This is a genomic window from Streptomyces sp. NPDC013157 (assembly GCF_042899865.1).
In the GTDB taxonomy this organism is placed as follows: domain Bacteria; phylum Actinomycetota; class Actinomycetes; order Streptomycetales; family Streptomycetaceae; genus Streptomyces.
In genome coordinates, this window is sequence record NZ_JBIBAK010000018.1 from 218,823 (window position 1) to 236,753 (window position 17,931).

Sequence of the window (17,931 nt, forward strand, 5' to 3'; positions counted from 1 at the left end):
TCGGTCCCGTACGGCCTGATCACGCCCGATCGGCGCCGTACGGGGCCGAGGCGTTTGCCGTACCGGTCGTACCGAAGAAAGTGAGCAAGCAACCGTGTCCGCAGTCTCCGACCGTCTGCCCACCTTCCCCTGGGACAAGCTGGAACCGTACAAGAAGACGGCAGCGGCGCACCCGGACGGCATCGTCGACCTGTCGGTCGGCACCCCGGTGGACCCGGTCCCCGACCTGATCCAGAAGGCCCTGATCGACGCGGCCGACTCGCCCGGCTACCCCACGGTCTGGGGCACCCCGGCGCTCCGCGACGCGATCACCGGCTGGGTCGAGCGCCGCCTGGGCGCCCGCGACGTCACCCATCGCCACGTCCTCCCGATCGTCGGCTCCAAGGAACTCGTCGCCTGGCTCCCCACCCAGCTGGGCCTCGGCCCCGGTGACCGGGTGGCCTACCCGCGCCTCGCGTACCCCACCTACGAGGTCGGCGCCCGCCTCGCCCGCGCCGAGCACGAGGTCTACGACGACCCGCGCGACCTGGACCCGGCGAACCTGAAGCTCCTCTGGCTGAACTCCCCGTCCAACCCGACGGGCAAGGTCCTCTCGAAGCAGGAACTCACGGAGATCGTCGCCTGGGCCCGCACCCACGGCATCCTGCTCTTCTCCGACGAGTGCTACCTCGAACTGGGCTGGGAGGCCGACCCGGTCTCGGTCCTGCACCCGGACGTCAACGGCGGCTCGTACGACGGCATCGTGGCCGTCCACTCCCTCTCCAAGCGCTCCAACCTCGCCGGTTACCGGGCGGCCTTCCTGGCCGGCGACCCGGCGGTCCTCGGCCCGCTCCTGGAGATCCGCAAGCACGGCGGCATGATGACGTCGGCCCCGACGCAGGCGGCGGTGGTGGCGGCCCTCTCCGACGACACCCACGTCCAGGAACAGCGCGAGCGCTACGCGGCCCGCCGCACGGCCCTCCGTGAGGCCCTCCTGTCCCACGGCTTCCGCATCGAACACAGCGAGGCGAGCCTCTACCTGTGGGCGACGAGGGACGAGTCCTGCTGGCAGACCGTCTCCCACCTGGCGGACCTGGGCATCCTCGTCGCACCGGGCGACTTCTACGGCGAGGCGGGCGAGAACTTCGTACGTGTGGCCCTGACGGCGACGGACGAACGCATTCGGGCAGCGGTCGAACGGCTCTCCTGAGCCGGCGGCTCCTTGAAGCGAGCCTCGGCGAAGCGCCCCGTCAGGGGCGCTGGGGGTACCCCCCGGCCGAAGGCCGGGGGAGGAACTGCGCGACCAGCCCCCACCGGCCCGCACCCGAAGCACAACGAGAAGGGACCCGGGAAACCCCGGGCCCCTTCCCCGAACTCACCGGCGCCGAAGCGCCGACGTCACCGGGTCAGCCCCCGATCGGCAGGCCCTGCACCGGCAGCCCGCCCTTCGTGAGCCCACTCGTCGGCAGCCCACCCTTCGTCGCGGTGGACGCCGCTTCACCCAGCAGCCCACCGGCGGAGCCGGCCGCCTGGCCCGCGGTGTGCTGCACCACCGGCGCCGCCTTCTTGACGGCCTTGCCGCCGGTCTGGCCCGCGGCCGGGACCGCCGACTCGACCGCCGCACCGCCGGCGCGGCCGACGGTCCCGGTGACGGTCTGCGCCGCCGCGTCGGCGGTGTTGCCGACGCTCGCCCCGTCCAGGGCGGTCAGACCACCGAGGTTCGGGGTGCCGGCCGGCAGGCTCGGGGCCGCGCCGGCGGAGCCGGCCGCACCGACCCCGGCAGCCGCTCCCGCTGCGACGAGCAGCGCGGCACGGGCGATCCGGCGGGTCAGAGGGAGGGACATGATGCTCCATTCGACGGGAGGGAACGTGATCGCCGTGACTACCGCTCGAAGCCCGCGAAGGTTGCGGAGGCCCAAGGTAAAGAGTTGATAACGCATCGCATTATCGGGTGTGGAGAAAAGCGGGCGAACGGCGCGCCGCGGGCGCCTCGCAGAATCCTTACCGCCCAGCGCTCCCAAGGGGTTTCACGCATGCGCGAGTGACCGTGCGAAAACGTGAGCACACCACGCGTCCGGCGTGTCCCGGCTGACCCGCCGGAGGGAAGCCCCGAACTACTGCCCGGTCACGATCCGCACCGAGCCCGCGGACTTCTCCGCACCGCCCGTGCTCTGCGAACCGGACGCCGGCTGCCACTGGCTGTCCGTGCTCCCGGCGGCCCACTCCCGGCCCGCGTACGACACCCGCTGGATGTGCAGCGCCGACGAATTGGCCACCGCCCAGTGCGCCAGCTGCCAGCCGCGCTCGCTCTCGGTGCGCCCCGACTTGTCGGTCTTCTTCCCCTCCGGCACCGGCACCGTCACGGTCCGCCCGTGCGCCGTGGCGGTCACGGTGGGGGTGGGGGTCGGCGTGGCCGACCGGCTCACCTCGGCACCGGCCTCCTCGACCGCGTCCCGCCCGAAGTCCCGCACGAGCGCGGTCCGTACCGCGTCCGGACCCGTCGCCGTCGCCGCGGTGGTGGCCGCCGGGCGCCCGTCGCAGGTCAGGGTGGCCGCGGCCTGCCCGGTCAGGGCCGCCGCGAGCAGCGTGGCGTCGGTCTCGTGCTTGGCGTACGCCTCCGGGTAACCGCTGCGCTGCACGCGCTGCGCGGCCACCGTCAGCGGCAGGGTCTCGTAGTCGCGCACCTTGGCCAGGTGGGCGTAGAACATGCCCGCCGCGTACGCCGGGTCCAGGATCTGCTTCGGGGTGCCCCAGCCCTGCGAGGACCGCTGCTGGAACAGGCCGAGGGAATCCCGGTCGCCGTGCTTGATGTTGAGCAGCCCCGACTCCTGGATCGCGGTCGCCAGGGCGATGGCCACGGCGCGCTCGGGCATGCCGCGGCCGGTGCCGACGGCGGCGATCGTCGCCGCGTTCACCGCCTGCTCGGGCGTGAACTGGTACGACTCGTCGTCGCTTCGGCCCGAGACGACCTTGCAGCCCTCGGCGCCACCGCCGCCGGTGACGTACTGGACGACCAGGTAGGCCGCGACGGCGCACAGGATCAGCAAGCCCGACACGAAACGCAGGACACGGCCGCGACGCTTGGGACGGATGGGGGACGGCTCTGGCACGCGTACAACATACTGGAGAGTACGAGCCGCTCACCCTCGGGTCCGGAAGCCTGTGAAGCCGCCCGCGGGATCGTGCGCGCTAGGGTCGGGGCCATGGCCGACACCTCGCTTGACCTCACGCTGGACGCCGCCGCGCTCACCGCGCAGCTCGTCGACTTCCCCTCCGAGAGCGGCACCGAGAAGCCGCTCGCGGACGCGATCGAGAGCTCGCTGCGCGCTCTGCCGCACCTGACGGTCGGCCGGTACGGCAACAACGTGATCGCCCGGACGAGCCTCGGCCGACCCGAACGCGTGATCCTGGCAGGCCACATCGACACCGTCCCGATCGCCGAGAACGTGCCCTCCCGCCTCGACGCGGACGGCGTGCTGTGGGGCTGCGGCACCTGCGACATGAAGTCGGGCGTCGCGGTCCAGCTGCGCATCGCGGCCACCGTCCCGGCCCCCAACCGCGACCTGACCTTCGTCTTCTACGACAACGAGGAGGTCGCCGCCGACCTCAACGGGCTCAAGCACGTGGCCGAGGCCCACCCCGAGTGGCTGGCCGGCGACTTCGCGGTCCTGCTGGAGCCCTCGGACGGCGAGGTCGAGGGCGGCTGCCAGGGCACCCTGCGCGTCCTCCTGAAGACCTCGGGCGAGCGGGCCCACTCGGCGCGCTCCTGGATGGGCTCCAACGCGATCCACGCGGCAGCCCCGATCCTGGCCCGCCTGGCCGCCTACGAACCGCGCTACCCGGTCATCGACGGCCTGGAGTACCGCGAGGGCCTGAACGCGGTCGGCATCTCCGGCGGGGTGGCGGGCAACGTCATCCCCGACGCGTGCGTGGTCACCGTGAACTTCCGGTACGCCCCGGACCGTTCCGAGGCCGAGGCCGTCGCCCACGTCCGCGAGGTCTTCGCCGACTGCGGGGTCGAGGAGTTCGTGGTCGACGACCACAGCCCCGGCGCGCTGCCCGGCCTCTCCCACCCGGCCGCGGCCGCCTTCATCGAGGCGGTCGGCGGTACGCCGATGCCGAAGTACGGCTGGACCGACGTCTCCCGCTTCTCGTCCCTCGGCGTCCCCGCAGTCAACTACGGCCCCGGCAACCCGCACTTGGCCCACAAGCGGGACGAAAGGGTGGAAACCGTCAAGATCCTGGCGGGCGAGGAGCGCCTGCGCACCTGGCTGACCAGCTGAGCCACACGGCGGCGCTGCGGGCCCGACATGCCGACGTCCCGCGCCTGTAACCCGCTCCGATCTACGCTGAAGCAGATACACCTGCAAGCGGAGGGAGCGCTTATATGCCTACCGGGAACCCTGAGGGGAAGAAGGTGCCGCCGGACGAGCAGCGCCTGGGACCGGTCCTCCGACGGCGCGGCCAGGTGACCGCGAGCACGACGGACCAGCGCCTGCTGGACGCGGGCGGCCCCTCCGACTGGGTCCACACGGACCCCTGGCGGGTGCTGCGCATCCAGTCGGAGTTCATCGAGGGCTTCGGCACACTCGCCGAACTGCCGCCCGCGATCAGCGTGTTCGGCTCGGCGCGGACACCGGTCGACTCGGCGGAGTACGACGCGGGCGTGAAGCTGGGCCGCGGCCTGGTCGAGGCGGGCTGGGCGGTCATCACGGGCGGCGGGCCCGGCGCCATGGAGGCGGCGAACAAGGGCGCCCTCGAAGCGGGCGGCGTCTCGGTCGGCCTCGGCATCGAGCTCCCCTTCGAGCAGGGCCTCAACCCGTACGTCGACATCGGCCTCAACTTCCGCTACTTCTTCGTGCGGAAGATGATGTTCGTCAAGTACGCACAGGGCTTCGTGGTACTGCCCGGCGGCCTCGGCACCCTCGACGAGTTCTTCGAGGCCCTCACCCTCGTCCAGACCCAGAAGGTCACCCGCTTCCCGATCGTCCTCTTCGGCAGCGGCTACTGGGGCGGCCTGGTCGACTGGCTCAAGAACACGTTGGTGGCCCAGGGCAAGGCGGCCGAGAAGGACCTCCTGCTCTTCCATGTCACCGACGACGTGGAGGAGGCAGTCGGCCTCGTCTCGAAGGAAGCGGCCCGCTGAGCCCCCCGACCGCTCTGCCACCCTCCCGTCCGACTCGGTTTCTCAAGGAAGGGACGTCGAAGGGTCTTTCCTCCTCGGCTTTTCGACCGACCGAGTCGGGTGGCGGGTGGGTGGCGGGTGGGCGAAGGTTTCGGGGGTCCGGGGGCGGAGCCCCAGGGCGCTACGCCAGCCCCCGCCGGGCCACCGCCGGAGGCCGGTGGCCGGCGATGGATGCCACCATGTCCAGCACCTGGCGCGTCTCGGCGACCTCGTGCACCCGGTACACCTGGGCCCCCAGCCACGCCGACACCGCCGTCGTCGCCAGCGTCCCGATCACCCGCTCCTTCAGCGGCCGGTCCAGGGTCTCGCCCACGAAGTCCTTGTTGGACAGGGAGACCAGCACCGGCCACCCCGTCTCCACCATCTCGCCCAGCCGCCGCGTCGCCTCCAGGCTGTGCCGGGTGTTCTTGCCGAAGTCGTGCCCGGGATCGATCAGCACCGACTCCCGCGGCACCCCCAGCGCGACGGCCCGCTCGGCCAGCCCCAGGGTCACCCGCAGGATGTCGGCCACGACGTCGTCGTAGGTCACCCGGTGCGGCCGCGTCCGTGGCTCGGCCCCGCCCGCATGCGTGCACACCAGCCCCACCCGGTACCGCGCCGCGACCTCCGCCAGCCCCGGGTCGACCCCGCCCCACGCGTCGTTCAGCAGATCCGCCCCGGCCTCGCAGGCGGCCTCCCCGACCGAGGCCCGCCAGGTGTCCACGCTGATCACGACGTCCGGGAAGCGCCTGCGCACCTCCGTGACGAACCCGACGATGCGCCGCGCCTCCTCATCGGGGGTGACCTCCTCGCCCGGCCCCGCCTTCACCCCGCCGATGTCGATGATCGCGGCACCTTCGGCGACCGCCTGCTCCACGCGCGCGAGGGCCGGCTCGTCGCGGAAGGTCGCCCCCTGGTCGTAGAAGGAGTCCGGCGTCCGGTTCACGATCGCCATGATCACCGGTTCGTTCGGCCCGAATTCCCGCCTGCCCAGCCTGAGCATCGCCTGTGACCTCCCGTAGTAATTCCCTCGGTGCGACCGCCTGCGACCCTAACTGTCAGACTCGCATGGCACGATCGGACACAGACACATTCGACACCGAGCACGCTGAGCACACTGAGCACCACGAGTGCTGCTGCACCGAGCTTCATCGAGCCTGGGGGCCCACCGCGATGGTTATGTTCCTGTTCCTCGTCGTCGCGCTCGCGGTCGTGGTCGCCGCGGTCACCCTCTCCGTGGTGAGCGGCGGCGAGAGCGGACCGCTGCCCGAGGTGGCGCCCGAGCGGTTCCAGGACCCGCTGCCCCCGGACCGTCCGGTCAACCGCGCGGACGTGGAGAGCATCCGCTTCCCGCTCGTCCCGCGCGGCTACCGCATGGCGGACGTCGACGACGCGCTCAGCCGCCTCGGCGCCGAGCTCGCGGAGCGCGACGCCCGGATCGCCGACCTGGAGTCCGCGCTGGCCGGCGCCCAGGCCGCACCGCACGGCCCGCACACCTCGCTGGACAGGCCCGAGCCGGAGGACCGGCCGTGAGCGAGATGACCGACCTGATCGAAGGGGCGGCGGTTCCCGGGCCGGACGGCAGGCTGCGCTGCCCCTGGGCGCTGTCCACCGAGGACTACGTGTCGTACCACGACGAGGAGTGGGGCCGCCCGGTCCACGGCGACGACGCCCTCTACGAACGCCTCAGCCTGGAGGCCTTCCAGTCCGGTCTCTCCTGGATCACGATCCTGCGCCGCCGCCCCGGCTTCCGCGCCGCCTTCGCCGACTTCCACATCGAGAAGGTGGCCGCGTTCACCGACGAGGACCGCGAACGGCTGCTGGCCGACCCCGGCATCATCCGCAACAGATCGAAGATCGACGCGACGATGGCGAACGCGAAGGTCCTGGCGGAGTGGGGGCAGGGCGAGTTGGACGACCTGATCTGGTCGCACGCCCCGGAACCGGGCACCTACCCGGCCCCGAAGACCATCGCCGACGTCCCGCCGGTGACCCCGGAGTCGACGGCCCTGTCCAAGGCCCTGAAGAAGCGCGGCCTGCGCTTTATCGGCCCGACGACGGCGTACGCCCTCATGCAGGCATGCGGGCTGGTCAACGACCACCTGGAAACGTGCGTGGCGCGAAAAACCCCGTAGGGGACAGCGCCCCGTGAGGGGCGCTCGGGGTACCCCCGGCCGGAGGCCGGGGGAGGAACTGCGCGCTCGGCCCCCACGCACCCGCGGCCCGCGACGGTGCTCCCCGCCCCCTCTCTCAACGCCCCAAGTACTTGGGCTTCTCCTTGTTCACAAAGGCCTGCACGGCGATCCCGTGATCCTCGGACGCCCCGGCCCGGGCCTGCAGCTCGTCCTCCTTGTCCAGCGTCTCGTCGAGGGAGTGCGTGAGCCCGTAGGCGACGGCCTCCTTCAGCGCCGCGTACGCCACAGTCGGCCCTTCGGCCAGTTTCCGGGCCGCCTTCTCGGCCTCGGCCCGCAGCTCGGCCGAAGGCACCACCTTGTTCGCGATGCCCAGCTCGTACGCGTCCTGCGCACTGATGCTCCGGGGGAAGAGCAACAGGTCGGCGGCGCGGCCGGGCCCCACCACCCGCGGCAGCGTCCACGAGACGCCGGAGTCCGCGGTCAGCGCCACCCCCGCGAACGACGTGTTGAAGGCGGCCGTGTCGGCGACCACCCGGTAGTCCGCCGCGAGGGCGAACCCGAAACCGGCGCCGGCGGCCACCCCGTTCACGGCGGCGACGACCGGCTTCGGCGCCGACACCAGCGCCCGCACGATCGGGTTGTAGTGCTCCCGTACCGTCGTCATCGTCTGTCCCGCCCCGGTCTCCCGGTCGGACGCGAGCAGCGTGATGTGCTCCTTGAGGTCCTGGCCCACGCAGAACGCCCGGTCTCCGGCGGCGGTCAGCAGGATCGCCCGGACGGCCGTGTCCGCCGCCGCTTCCTGCGCGGCCTCCCGGAGGGCCACCTTCGTCGCGATGTTCAGCGCGTTCATCGCCTCGGGGCGGTTCAGCGTGATCGTCGCGAGTCCGTCGCCCACCTCGTAGAGCACGGTGTCGGTCATGGTGCGTCCCCTCCGTCGTCTTCGTCGGTCTTCGTTCGTCCGCGTCGTCGCGGCTGACGTACCGCTCAGTACGTCCATGTCCGAAGGACAGCATGGCGGAGATCGCCGTCGGGGGACCAAAGCGGCCGTGTGACCTGCGTCAAAGAATTCCGGAGCCGACTCGGTCGGCGTAAGGACTCGAGGGGGCGAAGTATCGCAGCCACATCGCCGAATTGAGTGGTTTTGCTCGCGTGCGTTGCCCAAGCGATGCCGACTGATGTTGGTCATCGGGTCCTGAGATGCGGGATAATGGCTTGGAAGCAATGTGTTCGATGCCGGAGTCGCGTGTCCCGCCAGAGACCGCGCGTGCCCTCGGGGGCCGTCGGCAGACGATGAGCTGTTTTCAGGAAGGGGAACCAGCATGGCGGCCATGAAGCCGCGGACGGGTGATGGCCCGCTCGAGGTGACCAAGGAGGGGCGGGGCATCGTCATGCGCGTTCCGCTCGAAGGCGGCGGTCGGCTCGTCGTCGAGCTGACCCCTGACGAGGCCGCGGCGCTTGCCGACGCCCTCAAGAACGTCGTCGTCTGAGGCGTCAGCGACCACACCCTTTCGGCCGCCCCGGCACCCTGAGCGGTGCCGGGGCGCTGCCGTTCTTCCGGGCCCCCGGCGTTCACCCGGACCCGTCCCCAGCCCGCGCGGGCCGCCCCCGCGAGGGCTACCGCTTGACGGCGCACAGCAGCCCGTCGCCCACCGGCAGCAGCGACGGCACCAGCTCCGGGCTCTCCCGGACCGTGCGCAGCAGCTCGCGCAGCCGCAGCACCTCGGTCGGCTGCGGACCCGAGTCGACGGTGCGGCCGTTGGCGAAGACGCCCTCGAAGACCACCAGTCCACCCGGACGCAGCAGGCGCAACGATTCAGCGAGATAGTCGGAGTACTCCTGGCGGTCCCCGTCGCAGAAGACGAGGTCGTAGCCGGCGTCCGCGAGGCGGGGCAGCACGTCCAGGGCCCGGCCGGGGATGAAGCGGGCCCGGTTGCTGGCGAAGCCGCAGGCGCGGAAGGCCTGCCGGGCGAACTGCTGGTGCTCCGGCTCCGGGTCCACGGTGGTCAGCACGCCGTCCGGGCGCATGCCGTGCAGCAGGTACATCCCGGAGACCCCGCACCCCGTACCGATCTCGGCGACCGCCTTGGCGTCCACGGAGGCGGCGAGCATGCGCAGCGCGGCGCCCGTGCCGGGCGACACCGAGCGCAGTCCTGCCTCGCGGGCCCGGTCACGGGCCCACCGCAGTGCTTCGTCCTCGGCGACAAAGGCGTCGGCGAACGCCCAGCTCGTCTGCCGGTTGCCGGTAATGACCCTCTCCTGTCCCCGTGGTTGCCTGGGCGTGACTGTATCCGTTGGCGTCGGGAACCCGCAGATGGGACCGGGCGTTTAGAGGGGTGGAAGACAGGGCGGGGGGACACGAATGGATCACGGTGACGAGACGGCAGTCGACGACCTGCTGTCGCAGCTGGACGAGCCGTACCAGCACAGATCAAATTCTTGTAAAACCGCTTATCCGGTGCTAACGGGCGAGGTGGCTATGGTAGGGGCTCCACTGGACACCACCAGAGCCGACAGGGGAGGTGCGGCTGCGCCTGGGGACCGGGGAGGAGTGCTGCGGCGCTTTCTCGGGTCGGCAGGCAGGCCGAAATCCGTGAACGACACCGCTGCTGACCCCAGCCACGCCGCCGCGCTCGCCATGGGCGAGGACCGGACCGCGACCTTCTCCACCGACGCGGACGGGCAGGCATGGACTCCGCCCACGTGGGAGGAGATCGTCAGCACGCACAGCGGCCGCGTCTACCGGCTGGCCTACCGCCTGACCGGTAACCAGCACGACGCCGAGGACCTCACCCAGGAGGTCTTCGTCCGCGTCTTCCGCTCCCTGTCGACCTACTCCCCGGGCACCTTCGAGGGCTGGCTGCACCGCATCACCACCAACCTGTTCCTCGACATGGTCCGCCGCAAGCAGCGCATCCGCTTCGACGCCCTCGGCGAGGACGCGGCCGAGCGCCTGCCCAGCCGCGAGCCCACCCCCTCGCAGGCCTTCAACGACGCGCACTTCGACGCGGACGTCCAGCAGGCCCTGGACACCCTCGCGCCCGAGTTCCGCGCGGCCGTCGTGCTCTGTGACATCGAGGGGCTGTCGTACGAGGAGATCGCCGCGACCCTCGGCGTCAAGCTCGGCACGGTCCGCTCCCGTATCCACCGTGGCCGCTCCCAGCTGCGCAAGGCCCTCGCGCACCGCTCCCCGGAGGCCCGCAAGGCCGAGCGCCGCTCCTTCGTGCCCCGTGTTCCCGCACTGGGAGGAGGGGGCGCGACCGCGTGAGTGGATCACGACCGAAACCGGCCGAGCGACAGCTCGCCGAACAGCACCTGGGAGACCGACTCTCCGCCCTGGTGGACGGAGAGCTCGGTCATGAGACGCGTGAGCGTGTCCTGGCCCACCTGGCGACCTGCGCCCGGTGCAAGGCCGAGGCCGACGCCCAGCGCGCCCTGAAGAACGTCTTCGCGGCGGCGGCCCCGCCCCCGCCCTCCGAGAGTTTCCTCGCCCGTCTCCAGGGGCTGCCCGCGGGCGGCGACCAGGACGGCGGCGGTTCGCCGTTCGGCGGGGGAGACCCGTCGGGACGCGGATCCGGCAGCGGGGGCTTCGGCATGGGCCGGGACGACCGCTTCGAGTTCGGTTATGTCCCGGCCCGCCCGCACGACCCGGCCGCGGCCGCCGGCCCGGGCTTCCGCATCCACCCCGTCGGCCGCCCGGACAACGACCGCTCCGCCTCGCGCGGCATGCGGTTCGCGTTCGTCGCCGCCGGCGCGGTCTCGCTCGCCGCCGTCGCCCTCGGCGGGGTCACCGCGGGCCTCCCCGGCACCCCGGCCGCCGACGCCCGCAGCGGCACCGGCGGCGGCAGCGTCGCCCCGGCCGGCACGGCGGGCTCGGGCACGACCGGGGCCGCCGACACGCAGCGGCGCCGCCTGCTCACCCCGCTGCTGTCGTCCGGCACCCTGCTCGGCTCCGCCCCCGCGATGCCCACCTCGGTGTCCGCACCGCTGCTGCCCGGAGTGCCCTCCCCGGCCACCGCGCAGCAGAAGCTGCGGGAACTGACCGCACCGGTGATGGCCGGCGCGGCCGCGGTCTCCCCGCTGATACGACCGCTGAGCACCAACCCGCCGTTCGCCCTCACCTCGTGGACCACCGGCCCCGAGGCGACCGGCACCAGCCTGCTCGCCGCCCCCGTCCCCGACACCACCTCCGCACCCTCCCCGTCCACGTCCCGCTCCACCCGCGCGGCCCACTGACCGGCGCTTCCGGTCGCGGCCCACCTGCTGAACGGCCCTGCGCGCCGACTCGCGAACCTGGTTGAATCCTGTGAACCAGCCATGTCCGTGGCACCGCTGCGGGCACGGAGCCGACCTTCCGCGAGCCCGCCCGTGCACGGGGCCGCGGTGAGCCCGCGAGGAGAACATGGACGAGGGGATACCGACGGCGCGGCGGCGGTCGCGGAGCCGGCGGACGTTCGCCGTGGGGGCACTGGTGCTCTCCGTGGTCTCCGCCGCGGCCGGCGGGCTGATCGGCGGCTACCTGGAGCGCACCGGCGGCCTGGAGGCCGTACAGCTGGCCCAGCCCGGTCCGCCCCCTCCGGGACCGCCGCCCGGACGGTCGCCGGGCAATGCCGCCGGGATCGCCGCGCGGGCGCTGCCGAGCGTCGTCACCCTGCATGTCACCGGCACCGGCGAGCAGGCCACCGGCACCGGCTTCGTCCTCGACACCCGCGGGCACATCCTCACCAACAACCACGTCGTCGCCCCCGCGGCCACCGCGGGCGGCCGGATCACCGTGACGTTCAGCAGCGGAGCCACCGCCCGGGCGACCGTCGTCGGCCGGGACACCGGCTACGACCTCGCCGTCGTCCAGGTGCACGGCGTGCAGGACCTCATCCCGCTGCCGCTCGACAATCCCCGCGACCGTCCCGACTCCGCGGACAGGAACTGACAGAAACGTCACAGGCAGGGCCCCACTCGTGCCCCGACTAGGCAAACAACCCGGAAAACCGGTCGTACACACGCAGTCGGACACCTCGGGGCAGTACCGGTCGGACAGGTCCGCCGGGTACCGTGGACCCGGCCCGGACCACGGAACACCCGCAACAGCGACCGGAGGGCCGAGGACCGAGGACATCGCAAGGAGCTTCAGGTGTTCAATGACATAGGACCACTCGAGCTGGTGACGATCATTGTGCTCGCCGTGCTCGTCTTCGGTCCGGACAAGCTCCCGAAGGTCATCCAGGACGTCATGCGGACCATCCGCAAGATCCGGGAGTTCTCGGAGAGCGCCAAAGAGGACATCCGGCAGGAACTCGGCCCGGAGTTCAAGGACTTCGAGCTGGAGGACCTCAACCCGAAGACCTTCATCCGCAAGCACCTGGACAGCGACGAGCTGGGGCTGAAGGAGATCCGCAACGGCTTCGACCTGAAGAAGGAGATGGCCGAGGTCACGGACGCGGTGCACAGCCGCGACACCGACTCCTCGGCGTCGTCCGCCGGGAGCGGTTCGTCGGGGAGCGGCCGGATCGACATGAACAAGAAGCCGGAGGATCCGGGCACGGACGACCGTCCGCCCTACGACGCGGACGCCACCTGAGTCCGGATCACCGACCCGCGCATGAGCGGCGCACGTGACGCGTTTCATATCGCGTGTGCGCCGCTCATTCGTCTCTTAGGGCCCGAACCAACCGCCCGTGCGACCCACGCACCGGGCGGTTTCGCGGCTGGTCCCAGCGGTGTCGATATGCTGCCGAGTTGTTGTGCGGACCGGACGAGTGCGCCCGAAGGGGGGCGGGCCGCCCCGGACCGACGAGAGCTAGGAGGCGTCCGGGCAGATGGAGACGACAAGTCGGGTGGACGGACAGACGCCGGTCGCGGAGGGCGTGCAGCAGGCCCCCTCCGCCCGCCGCACGGTCGACGGCTACCTGGAGGCGCCCTTCCCCTGGTACGGCCTCGACGAGGCGTTCACGGGGCCGCGCTGGCTGATGCAGGTGGGTACGGCGGCCGACGGTGCGGTGGAGCACGGGTCGATCGGGCACGGCGACGAGCCGTCGGTGCGGAACGAGCACCTCGCCGCGTCCGTCGGTGAGCCGCGGGAGAAGTTCGCGGTCGTCGTGACCGTCGCGGCGAGTCCGTCCCGGCGGAGCGCCGACGGGACGGGGCTGCTGGAGGCCACGTCGGTGTCGTCCGCCGCGTGGCTGGCCGGGGTCGGGCTGCTCTCCTTCACCTGGCCGGGGCAGATGGACCACAGCCTGCGGGACGACTGGCTGGAGCAGCAGACCGAGACGGCGTGGGAGCTGGCCGACGAGCTGTCCGGGCCGGAGTGGTCGACGCTGTCGCTGCCGGTGGACGGGGTGGCGACACCGTTCCACTACCGGGAGTCGGAGTTCGGGTGGGTGCTCGCCGGGTCCACGGCGGAGGGGGTGCACCTCGGGGCGTACGGGCGGGGGATGTCGGCCTATGGGCTGGGGTTCGCGGTGATCAAGGACGTTGCCGCGTACGCATGAGAAAAGGGGCGCCGGTGGTTTGGCGCCCCTTCGCCGTAGGGGGTGCGGTGGGTTCGCGACTGCGGATGCGTGGTGGTTGCTCGCGCGGTTCCTCCCCCGGCCTTCGGCCGGGGGTCCCCCCCCCAGCGCCCCTGACGGGGCGCTGCGGATGCTGCCTAGAACTTGTTGCGCGGCGTGATGCCCAGGGACATGCCCGAGAGGCCTCGCTGCCTGCCTCCGAGCTTGCCGGCGATGCCGCGCAGGGCCGCGCCCGCGGGGCTGTCCGGGTCCGTCAGGACCACCGGCTTGCCCTCGTCGCCGCCCTCGCGGAGGCGGACGTCGATGGGGATGGAGCCGAGGACGGGGACCGTCGCACCCGTCGTACGGGTCAGGCCGTCGGCGACGGTCTGGCCGCCGCCCGTGCCGAAGACGTCGACCATCTCGCCGCAGTGCGGGCAGGGCAGGCCGGACATGTTCTCGACGACGCCGACGATCTTCTGATGGGTCTGGACCGCGATGGAGCCGGCCCGCTCGGCGACCTCCGCAGCGGCCTGCTGAGGCGTCGTCACGACCAGGATCTCGGCGTTCGGGACCAGCTGGGCGACCGAGATGGCGATGTCGCCGGTGCCGGGCGGGAGGTCGAGGAGGAGGACGTCGAGGTCGCCCCAGTAGACGTCCGCGAGGAACTGCTGGAGGGCGCGGTGCAGCATCGGGCCGCGCCAGACGACCGGCGCGTTGCCCGGGGTGAACATGCCGATGGAGATGACCTTCACGCCGTTCGCCGACGGCGGCATGATCATGTTCTCGACCTGGGTCGGGCGGCCGTCCGCGCCGAGCATGCGAGGGACGGAGTGGCCGTAGATGTCCGCGTCGACGACGCCCACCTTCAGGCCGTCGGCGGCCATCGCGGCGGCCAGGTTGACCGTGACCGACGACTTGCCGACGCCGCCCTTGCCGGAGGCGACCGCGTAGACACGGGTGAGGCTGCCGGGCTTGGCGAAGGGGACCTCGCGCTCGGCCTGGCCGCCGCGCAGGGCGGAGGCCAGCTCCTTGCGCTGCTCGTCGCTCATCACGTCCAGGGTGACGTCGACGCGGGTGACGCCCTCGACCCGGGAGACCGCCTCGGTGACGCGCTGGGTGATCGTGTCCCGCATGGGGCAGCCGGAGACCGTCAGGTACACGGTGACCGCGACCGCGCCGTCCTCCCCGATCACCACCGATTTGACCATCCCCAGTTCGGTGATGGGTCGGTTGATCTCCGGGTCGTTCACCGTCGCCAGTGCCTCGCGCACCGCGTCTTCGCTAGCCATACCCCCGATGGTACGGCGCGGCGCAGGGGCCCTATAACGCCCCTCAGCGGTCGTCTACGTCACGCCTCGCCGACCGTTCTGCCGGGAATACGGCATGTTCGTGATGCCCGTCCCGCCGCTCGTCCATATCCTTCAGCAGGTCCTGGAGCTCGGAGCGGATCCAGTCCCGGGTCGCCACCTCGCCCAGGCCCATGCGCAGGGCGGCGATCTCCCGGGTGAGGTACTCGGTGTCGGCGATGGACCGCTCGTTCTGCTTGCGGTCCTGTTCGAGGTTGACCCGGTCGCGGTCGTCCTGCCTGTTCTGCGCGAGCAGGATCAGCGGGGCCGCGTAGGAGGCCTGCAGGGACAGGGCCAGGGTCAGGAAGATGAACGGGTACTCGTCGAAGCGGAACCGTCCGGGTGCCGCGATGTTCCACAGCACCCAGAGGATGATCACGAACGTCATCCAGACGATGAACCGCCCGGTGCCCAGGAAGCGGGCGATGCGCTCGGAGAGCCGTCCGAAGGCCTCCGGGTCCCACTCGGGCAGCAGCCTGCGCCGCGGCGCGCGCGGCTGGTCCAGGCGGTGACCGCGCGACCGGCCGGCGGCGGTGGCGCCGGACGGCGTCCGCTCACGGCTGCTTTCACGCTCAGGCGCCATGGATCCCCGCCCCCTTCTCCGCCGTCCGCTCCTTCTGGTCTCCCTCGTCCCCCTCGTCCAGATGGAACTCGGTCTCCCGCCAGTCCTCCGGCAGCATGTGGTCGAGGACGTCGTCCACGGTCACCGCGCCGAGGAGCGACCCCGCTTCGTCCACCACGGGCGCCGCGACCATGTCGTACGTGGCGAAGAACCCGGCGATGACCGGGAGCGTGGCGTCGGGGTCGAGGGGTTGCAGGTCGTCGTCGGCGACCAGCGAACTGACCAGGGTGTACGGGGGATCGCGCAGCAGCCGCTGGAAGTGCACGGTGCCCAGGTACTTGCCGGTGGGGGTCTCGTCGGGCGGCCGGCAGACGTAGACCTGGGCGGCGAGGGCCGGGGAGAGGTCGGGGTTGCGGACCCGGGCGAGGGCGTCGGCGACGGTCGCGTCGGGTCGCAGGACGATCGGCTCGGTGGTCATCAGACCGCCCGCAGTGTGCTCCTCGTACGACATCAGGCGCCGCATCTCGGCGGCGTCCGCCGGCTGCATCAGGCTCAGCAGCCGTTCCTTGTCCGGTTCGGGGAGCTCGGCGAGCAGGTCGGCCGCGTCGTCCGGGTCCATGGCCTCCAGGACGTCCGCGGCCCGCTCCTCCTTCAACTTGCCGAGGATCTCGATCTGGTCGTCCTCGGGGAGCTCTTCGAGTACGTCGGCCAGACGGTCGTCGTCGAGGGCCGCGGCCACCTCGGCGCGGCGTTTGGGGGAGAGGTGGTGCAGCACGTTGGCGAGGTCGGCGGGGCGCAGCTGCTCGAAGGTGGCGAGCAGGCTCTCGGCGCCCTGGCCGTGCTCCTCCAGGGAGAACCCGGTGACCTGCGACCACTCGACGGTGAGCGTCTCTCCTCTGGCCCGCCGGAAGGCGCCCGTGCGGCCCTTGCGGACGAAGACCCGGTCGATCTCCCAGTCCCGGCGGGCCGGCAGCTGCTGCACGGCCAGGTCGAGGACGGTGACCTCCTCGCCGGTGTCGACCAGCCGGACGCGGCGGTCGAGGAGTTCGCCGAAGACCAGGCGTTCGGTGGGACGCTGCTCGAAGCGGCGGACGTTGACGACGCCGGTGGTGATGACCTGGCCGGACTCGATGCCGGTCACCCGGGTCATGGGCAGGAAGACGCGGCGCCGGGTGGACAGTTCGACGACCAGGCCGAGCAGCCGGGGCGGGCGGCGGCCGACGCGCAGCATGACGACGAGGTCCCGGACCCGGCCCACCTGGTCGCCGGCGGGATCGAAGGCGGGGACACCGGCGAGGTGCGAGACGAAGATGCGGGGAGCGCCGGCTGCCATGGGGTTGCTTCCTTTACCTACCGGGGTACTGCTTGCGTGGTTTTCGGTCCCTTCTGCCCGCTCGGTGGGCTTCAGGCTAGCCCGTACCGATCGGATACGCCCTGGTGGGCGGTCCGGACGGACCGGCTCCGCCGGGCGGCTGGGGCACCGGTACGCTGCGGTACGCCCTGCCGGACCGCTCAGAAAGGTGGCCCTGTCTGTGACCTCGATCGCTCCGGGCCGTACCCGCCACGCCGCACTGGTCACCGCCGTGTGCGCACTGGCCGTCCTCACCGGATGCAGCGAAGACCCGGATGCGGGCACGAACGGGGTGGGCAAGCTGGCGCCGGACGTCATCCAGTCGAAGACGCGGGCGGCGGCATCGTCCGTGGCGACGGTGCGGATGGCGGGGACGGTGGTCACGAGCGGGCGTACGTACGAGCTGGACATGCGCCTGAACGAGGACGGCGGGACCGGGTCCGTCACCTCGAAGGGCTCGACGTTCCAGCTCCTCAGGGTCGGCGACACGCTGTATCTGCAGGCCGACGACAAGTTCTGGAACCACGCCGACGGCAGCGACACGACCGCGGCGACCAAGCTCGACGGCAAGTACGTCAAGGTGCCGCGGACGGATCCCGCGTACAAGAAGTTCAGCGGCTTCACGGACAAGGACGTCCTCCTCTCGGGCCTGCTGACCCTGCACGGCTCGCTCTCGACGGCCGGTCACCACGAGCAGTCGGGTACCCGTACGATCCGCATCACCGGCGACGGCGGCTCCGGCGGCACCCTCGACGTCTCCCTGGACGGCAAGCCGTACCCCCTCCGGCTGGAACGCGGCGGCGGCGCCGGCACCCTCACCTTCTCCGACTGGGGTAAGGACCTCAGCGTGGTCGAACCGGAGAAGGGTGAGACGGTCGACTACGGCAAGCAGCTGCCGGCGTCGTAGCC

20 protein-coding genes are annotated in these 17,931 nt (G+C 71.8%); 12 read left to right on the top strand and 8 right to left on the bottom strand.

The features are described from left to right. The first annotated feature begins 94 nt into the window (after positions 1 to 94). The gene (locus ACFY6U_RS41005; RefSeq protein ID WP_390046677.1) at positions 95 to 1,189 is read left to right on the top strand and encodes a bifunctional succinyldiaminopimelate transaminase/glutamate-prephenate aminotransferase; all 1,095 of its coding nucleotides are present in this window, start codon (positions 95 to 97) and stop codon (positions 1,187 to 1,189) included. A 196-nt stretch (positions 1,190 to 1,385) separates the two neighbouring features. Here the strand turns inward: ACFY6U_RS41005 and ACFY6U_RS41010 are convergent, their stop codons facing one another. Further along, positions 1,386 to 1,823 (bottom strand): ATP-binding protein, encoded by a 438-nt coding sequence (locus ACFY6U_RS41010; protein WP_390046678.1) that lies wholly within the window; start codon positions 1,821 to 1,823, stop codon positions 1,386 to 1,388. Positions 1,824 to 2,093: 270 nt separating this feature from the next. After that, entirely contained in the window at positions 2,094 to 3,089 is a 996-nt protein-coding gene (locus ACFY6U_RS41015) for a heavy metal transporter (RefSeq protein ID WP_390046680.1), read from the bottom strand. 93 nt (positions 3,090 to 3,182) lie between these two features. Between ACFY6U_RS41015 and dapE the strand changes: the two genes are divergently transcribed. Together dapE and ACFY6U_RS41025 are read left to right on the top strand one after the other, a co-directional pair. Beyond that, a complete protein-coding gene (dapE, locus tag ACFY6U_RS41020; RefSeq protein ID WP_390046682.1) occupies positions 3,183 to 4,262 on the top strand; it encodes a succinyl-diaminopimelate desuccinylase in 1,080 nt (359 codons plus the stop codon). Positions 4,263 to 4,366: 104 nt separating this feature from the next. After that, positions 4,367 to 5,125: a TIGR00730 family Rossman fold protein gene (locus tag ACFY6U_RS41025; RefSeq protein WP_390046684.1), complete on the top strand. Its 759-nt coding sequence runs from the start codon at positions 4,367 to 4,369 to the stop codon at positions 5,123 to 5,125. A gap of 160 nt (positions 5,126 to 5,285) precedes the next feature. Here the strand turns inward: ACFY6U_RS41025 and folP are convergent, their stop codons facing one another. Beyond that, on the bottom strand, positions 5,286 to 6,146 hold the full coding sequence (gene folP / locus ACFY6U_RS41030) for a dihydropteroate synthase (protein ID WP_390046686.1): 861 nt from the start codon (positions 6,144 to 6,146) through the stop codon (positions 5,286 to 5,288). A gap of 170 nt (positions 6,147 to 6,316) precedes the next feature. Here folP and ACFY6U_RS41035 point away from each other — a divergent pair, with 170 nt between their 5' ends. Both ACFY6U_RS41035 and ACFY6U_RS41040 read left to right on the top strand, forming a co-directional pair. Then, entirely contained in the window at positions 6,317 to 6,676 is a 360-nt protein-coding gene (locus ACFY6U_RS41035) for a DivIVA domain-containing protein (protein ID WP_390046688.1), read from the top strand. Positions 6,677 to 6,681: 5 nt separating this feature from the next. Further along, on the top strand, positions 6,682 to 7,278 hold the full coding sequence (locus ACFY6U_RS41040; protein ID WP_390046788.1) for a DNA-3-methyladenine glycosylase I: 597 nt from the start codon (positions 6,682 to 6,684) through the stop codon (positions 7,276 to 7,278). Between the two features lie 115 nt (positions 7,279 to 7,393). Here ACFY6U_RS41040 and ACFY6U_RS41045 read toward each other — a convergent pair whose 3' ends face one another. Beyond that, the gene (locus tag ACFY6U_RS41045) at positions 7,394 to 8,197 is read right to left on the bottom strand and encodes an enoyl-CoA hydratase/isomerase family protein (protein WP_390046690.1); all 804 of its coding nucleotides are present in this window, start codon (positions 8,195 to 8,197) and stop codon (positions 7,394 to 7,396) included. Positions 8,198 to 8,597: 400 nt separating this feature from the next. Here ACFY6U_RS41045 and ACFY6U_RS41050 point away from each other — a divergent pair, with 400 nt between their 5' ends. Next, on the top strand, positions 8,598 to 8,765 hold the full coding sequence (locus ACFY6U_RS41050) for a DUF3117 domain-containing protein (protein ID WP_004950282.1): 168 nt from the start codon (positions 8,598 to 8,600) through the stop codon (positions 8,763 to 8,765). A 127-nt stretch (positions 8,766 to 8,892) separates the two neighbouring features. Here ACFY6U_RS41050 and ACFY6U_RS41055 read toward each other — a convergent pair whose 3' ends face one another. Further along, positions 8,893 to 9,591: an O-methyltransferase gene (locus ACFY6U_RS41055; RefSeq protein WP_093499247.1), complete on the bottom strand. Its 699-nt coding sequence runs from the start codon at positions 9,589 to 9,591 to the stop codon at positions 8,893 to 8,895. A gap of 235 nt (positions 9,592 to 9,826) precedes the next feature. Between ACFY6U_RS41055 and sigE the strand changes: the two genes are divergently transcribed. From sigE to ACFY6U_RS41080, 5 genes are all read left to right on the top strand, one after another. After that, entirely contained in the window at positions 9,827 to 10,543 is a 717-nt protein-coding gene (sigE, locus tag ACFY6U_RS41060) for an RNA polymerase sigma factor SigE (RefSeq protein ID WP_089098938.1), read from the top strand. Next, positions 10,540 to 11,511 carry a zf-HC2 domain-containing protein gene (locus tag ACFY6U_RS41065; protein ID WP_390046692.1) on the top strand — a complete coding sequence of 324 codons (972 nt, stop codon included), beginning with the start codon at positions 10,540 to 10,542 and terminating at the stop codon, positions 11,509 to 11,511. Before sigE ends, ACFY6U_RS41065 begins: the two co-directional genes overlap by 4 nt. 166 nt (positions 11,512 to 11,677) lie before the next feature. Beyond that, a complete protein-coding gene (locus ACFY6U_RS41070; protein ID WP_390046694.1) occupies positions 11,678 to 12,205 on the top strand; it encodes a trypsin-like peptidase domain-containing protein in 528 nt (175 codons plus the stop codon). Between the two features lie 201 nt (positions 12,206 to 12,406). Beyond that, positions 12,407 to 12,853, top strand: coding sequence for a sec-independent translocase (locus ACFY6U_RS41075; RefSeq protein WP_390046696.1), 447 nt, complete (start codon positions 12,407 to 12,409; stop codon positions 12,851 to 12,853). Positions 12,854 to 13,091: 238 nt separating this feature from the next. After that, a complete protein-coding gene (locus tag ACFY6U_RS41080) occupies positions 13,092 to 13,763 on the top strand; it encodes a hypothetical protein (RefSeq protein WP_390046698.1) in 672 nt (223 codons plus the stop codon). 155 nt (positions 13,764 to 13,918) lie between these two features. Here ACFY6U_RS41080 and ACFY6U_RS41085 read toward each other — a convergent pair whose 3' ends face one another. From ACFY6U_RS41085 to ACFY6U_RS41095, 3 genes are read right to left on the bottom strand one after another with little or no spacing between them, the layout of a single operon-like run. Further along, positions 13,919 to 15,052, bottom strand: coding sequence for an Mrp/NBP35 family ATP-binding protein (locus ACFY6U_RS41085; RefSeq protein WP_294005406.1), 1,134 nt, complete (start codon positions 15,050 to 15,052; stop codon positions 13,919 to 13,921). Positions 15,053 to 15,095: 43 nt separating this feature from the next. Beyond that, complete coding sequence (locus ACFY6U_RS41090; protein ID WP_390046700.1) at positions 15,096 to 15,692, bottom strand: DUF1003 domain-containing protein; 597 nt, start codon at positions 15,690 to 15,692, stop codon at positions 15,096 to 15,098. Continuing rightward, positions 15,682 to 17,004 carry a magnesium transporter MgtE N-terminal domain-containing protein gene (locus ACFY6U_RS41095; RefSeq protein ID WP_390046702.1) on the bottom strand — a complete coding sequence of 441 codons (1,323 nt, stop codon included), beginning with the start codon at positions 17,002 to 17,004 and terminating at the stop codon, positions 15,682 to 15,684. Before ACFY6U_RS41095 ends, ACFY6U_RS41090 begins: the two co-directional genes overlap by 11 nt. A 199-nt stretch (positions 17,005 to 17,203) precedes the next feature. Between ACFY6U_RS41095 and ACFY6U_RS41100 the strand changes: the two genes are divergently transcribed. Then, the gene (locus tag ACFY6U_RS41100) at positions 17,204 to 17,929 is read left to right on the top strand and encodes a hypothetical protein (RefSeq protein ID WP_390046704.1); all 726 of its coding nucleotides are present in this window, start codon (positions 17,204 to 17,206) and stop codon (positions 17,927 to 17,929) included. The last annotated feature ends 2 nt before the right edge of the window (positions 17,930 to 17,931 follow it).

Excerpts from the sequence above, each read along its gene's own strand:
- ACFY6U_RS41010 (WP_390046678.1), bottom strand. The coding sequence starts at position 1,823 with ATGTCCCTCCCTCTGACCCGCCGGATCGCCCGTGCCGCGCTGCTCGTC.
- dapE (WP_390046682.1), top strand. The coding sequence starts at position 3,183 with ATGGCCGACACCTCGCTTGACCTCACGCTGGACGCCGCCGCGCTCACC.
- ACFY6U_RS41025 (WP_390046684.1), top strand. The coding sequence starts at position 4,367 with ATGCCTACCGGGAACCCTGAGGGGAAGAAGGTGCCGCCGGACGAGCAG.
- folP (WP_390046686.1), bottom strand. The coding sequence starts at position 6,146 with ATGCTCAGGCTGGGCAGGCGGGAATTCGGGCCGAACGAACCGGTGATC.
- ACFY6U_RS41035 (WP_390046688.1), top strand. The coding sequence starts at position 6,317 with ATGGTTATGTTCCTGTTCCTCGTCGTCGCGCTCGCGGTCGTGGTCGCC.
- ACFY6U_RS41040 (WP_390046788.1), top strand. The coding sequence starts at position 6,682 with ATGACCGACCTGATCGAAGGGGCGGCGGTTCCCGGGCCGGACGGCAGG.
- ACFY6U_RS41045 (WP_390046690.1), bottom strand. The coding sequence starts at position 8,197 with ATGACCGACACCGTGCTCTACGAGGTGGGCGACGGACTCGCGACGATC.
- ACFY6U_RS41050 (WP_004950282.1), top strand. The coding sequence starts at position 8,598 with ATGGCGGCCATGAAGCCGCGGACGGGTGATGGCCCGCTCGAGGTGACC.
- ACFY6U_RS41070 (WP_390046694.1), top strand. The coding sequence starts at position 11,678 with ATGGACGAGGGGATACCGACGGCGCGGCGGCGGTCGCGGAGCCGGCGG.
- ACFY6U_RS41080 (WP_390046698.1), top strand. The coding sequence starts at position 13,092 with ATGGAGACGACAAGTCGGGTGGACGGACAGACGCCGGTCGCGGAGGGC.
- ACFY6U_RS41085 (WP_294005406.1), bottom strand. The coding sequence starts at position 15,052 with ATGGCTAGCGAAGACGCGGTGCGCGAGGCACTGGCGACGGTGAACGAC.
- ACFY6U_RS41090 (WP_390046700.1), bottom strand. The coding sequence starts at position 15,692 with ATGGCGCCTGAGCGTGAAAGCAGCCGTGAGCGGACGCCGTCCGGCGCC.
- ACFY6U_RS41095 (WP_390046702.1), bottom strand. The coding sequence starts at position 17,004 with ATGGCAGCCGGCGCTCCCCGCATCTTCGTCTCGCACCTCGCCGGTGTC.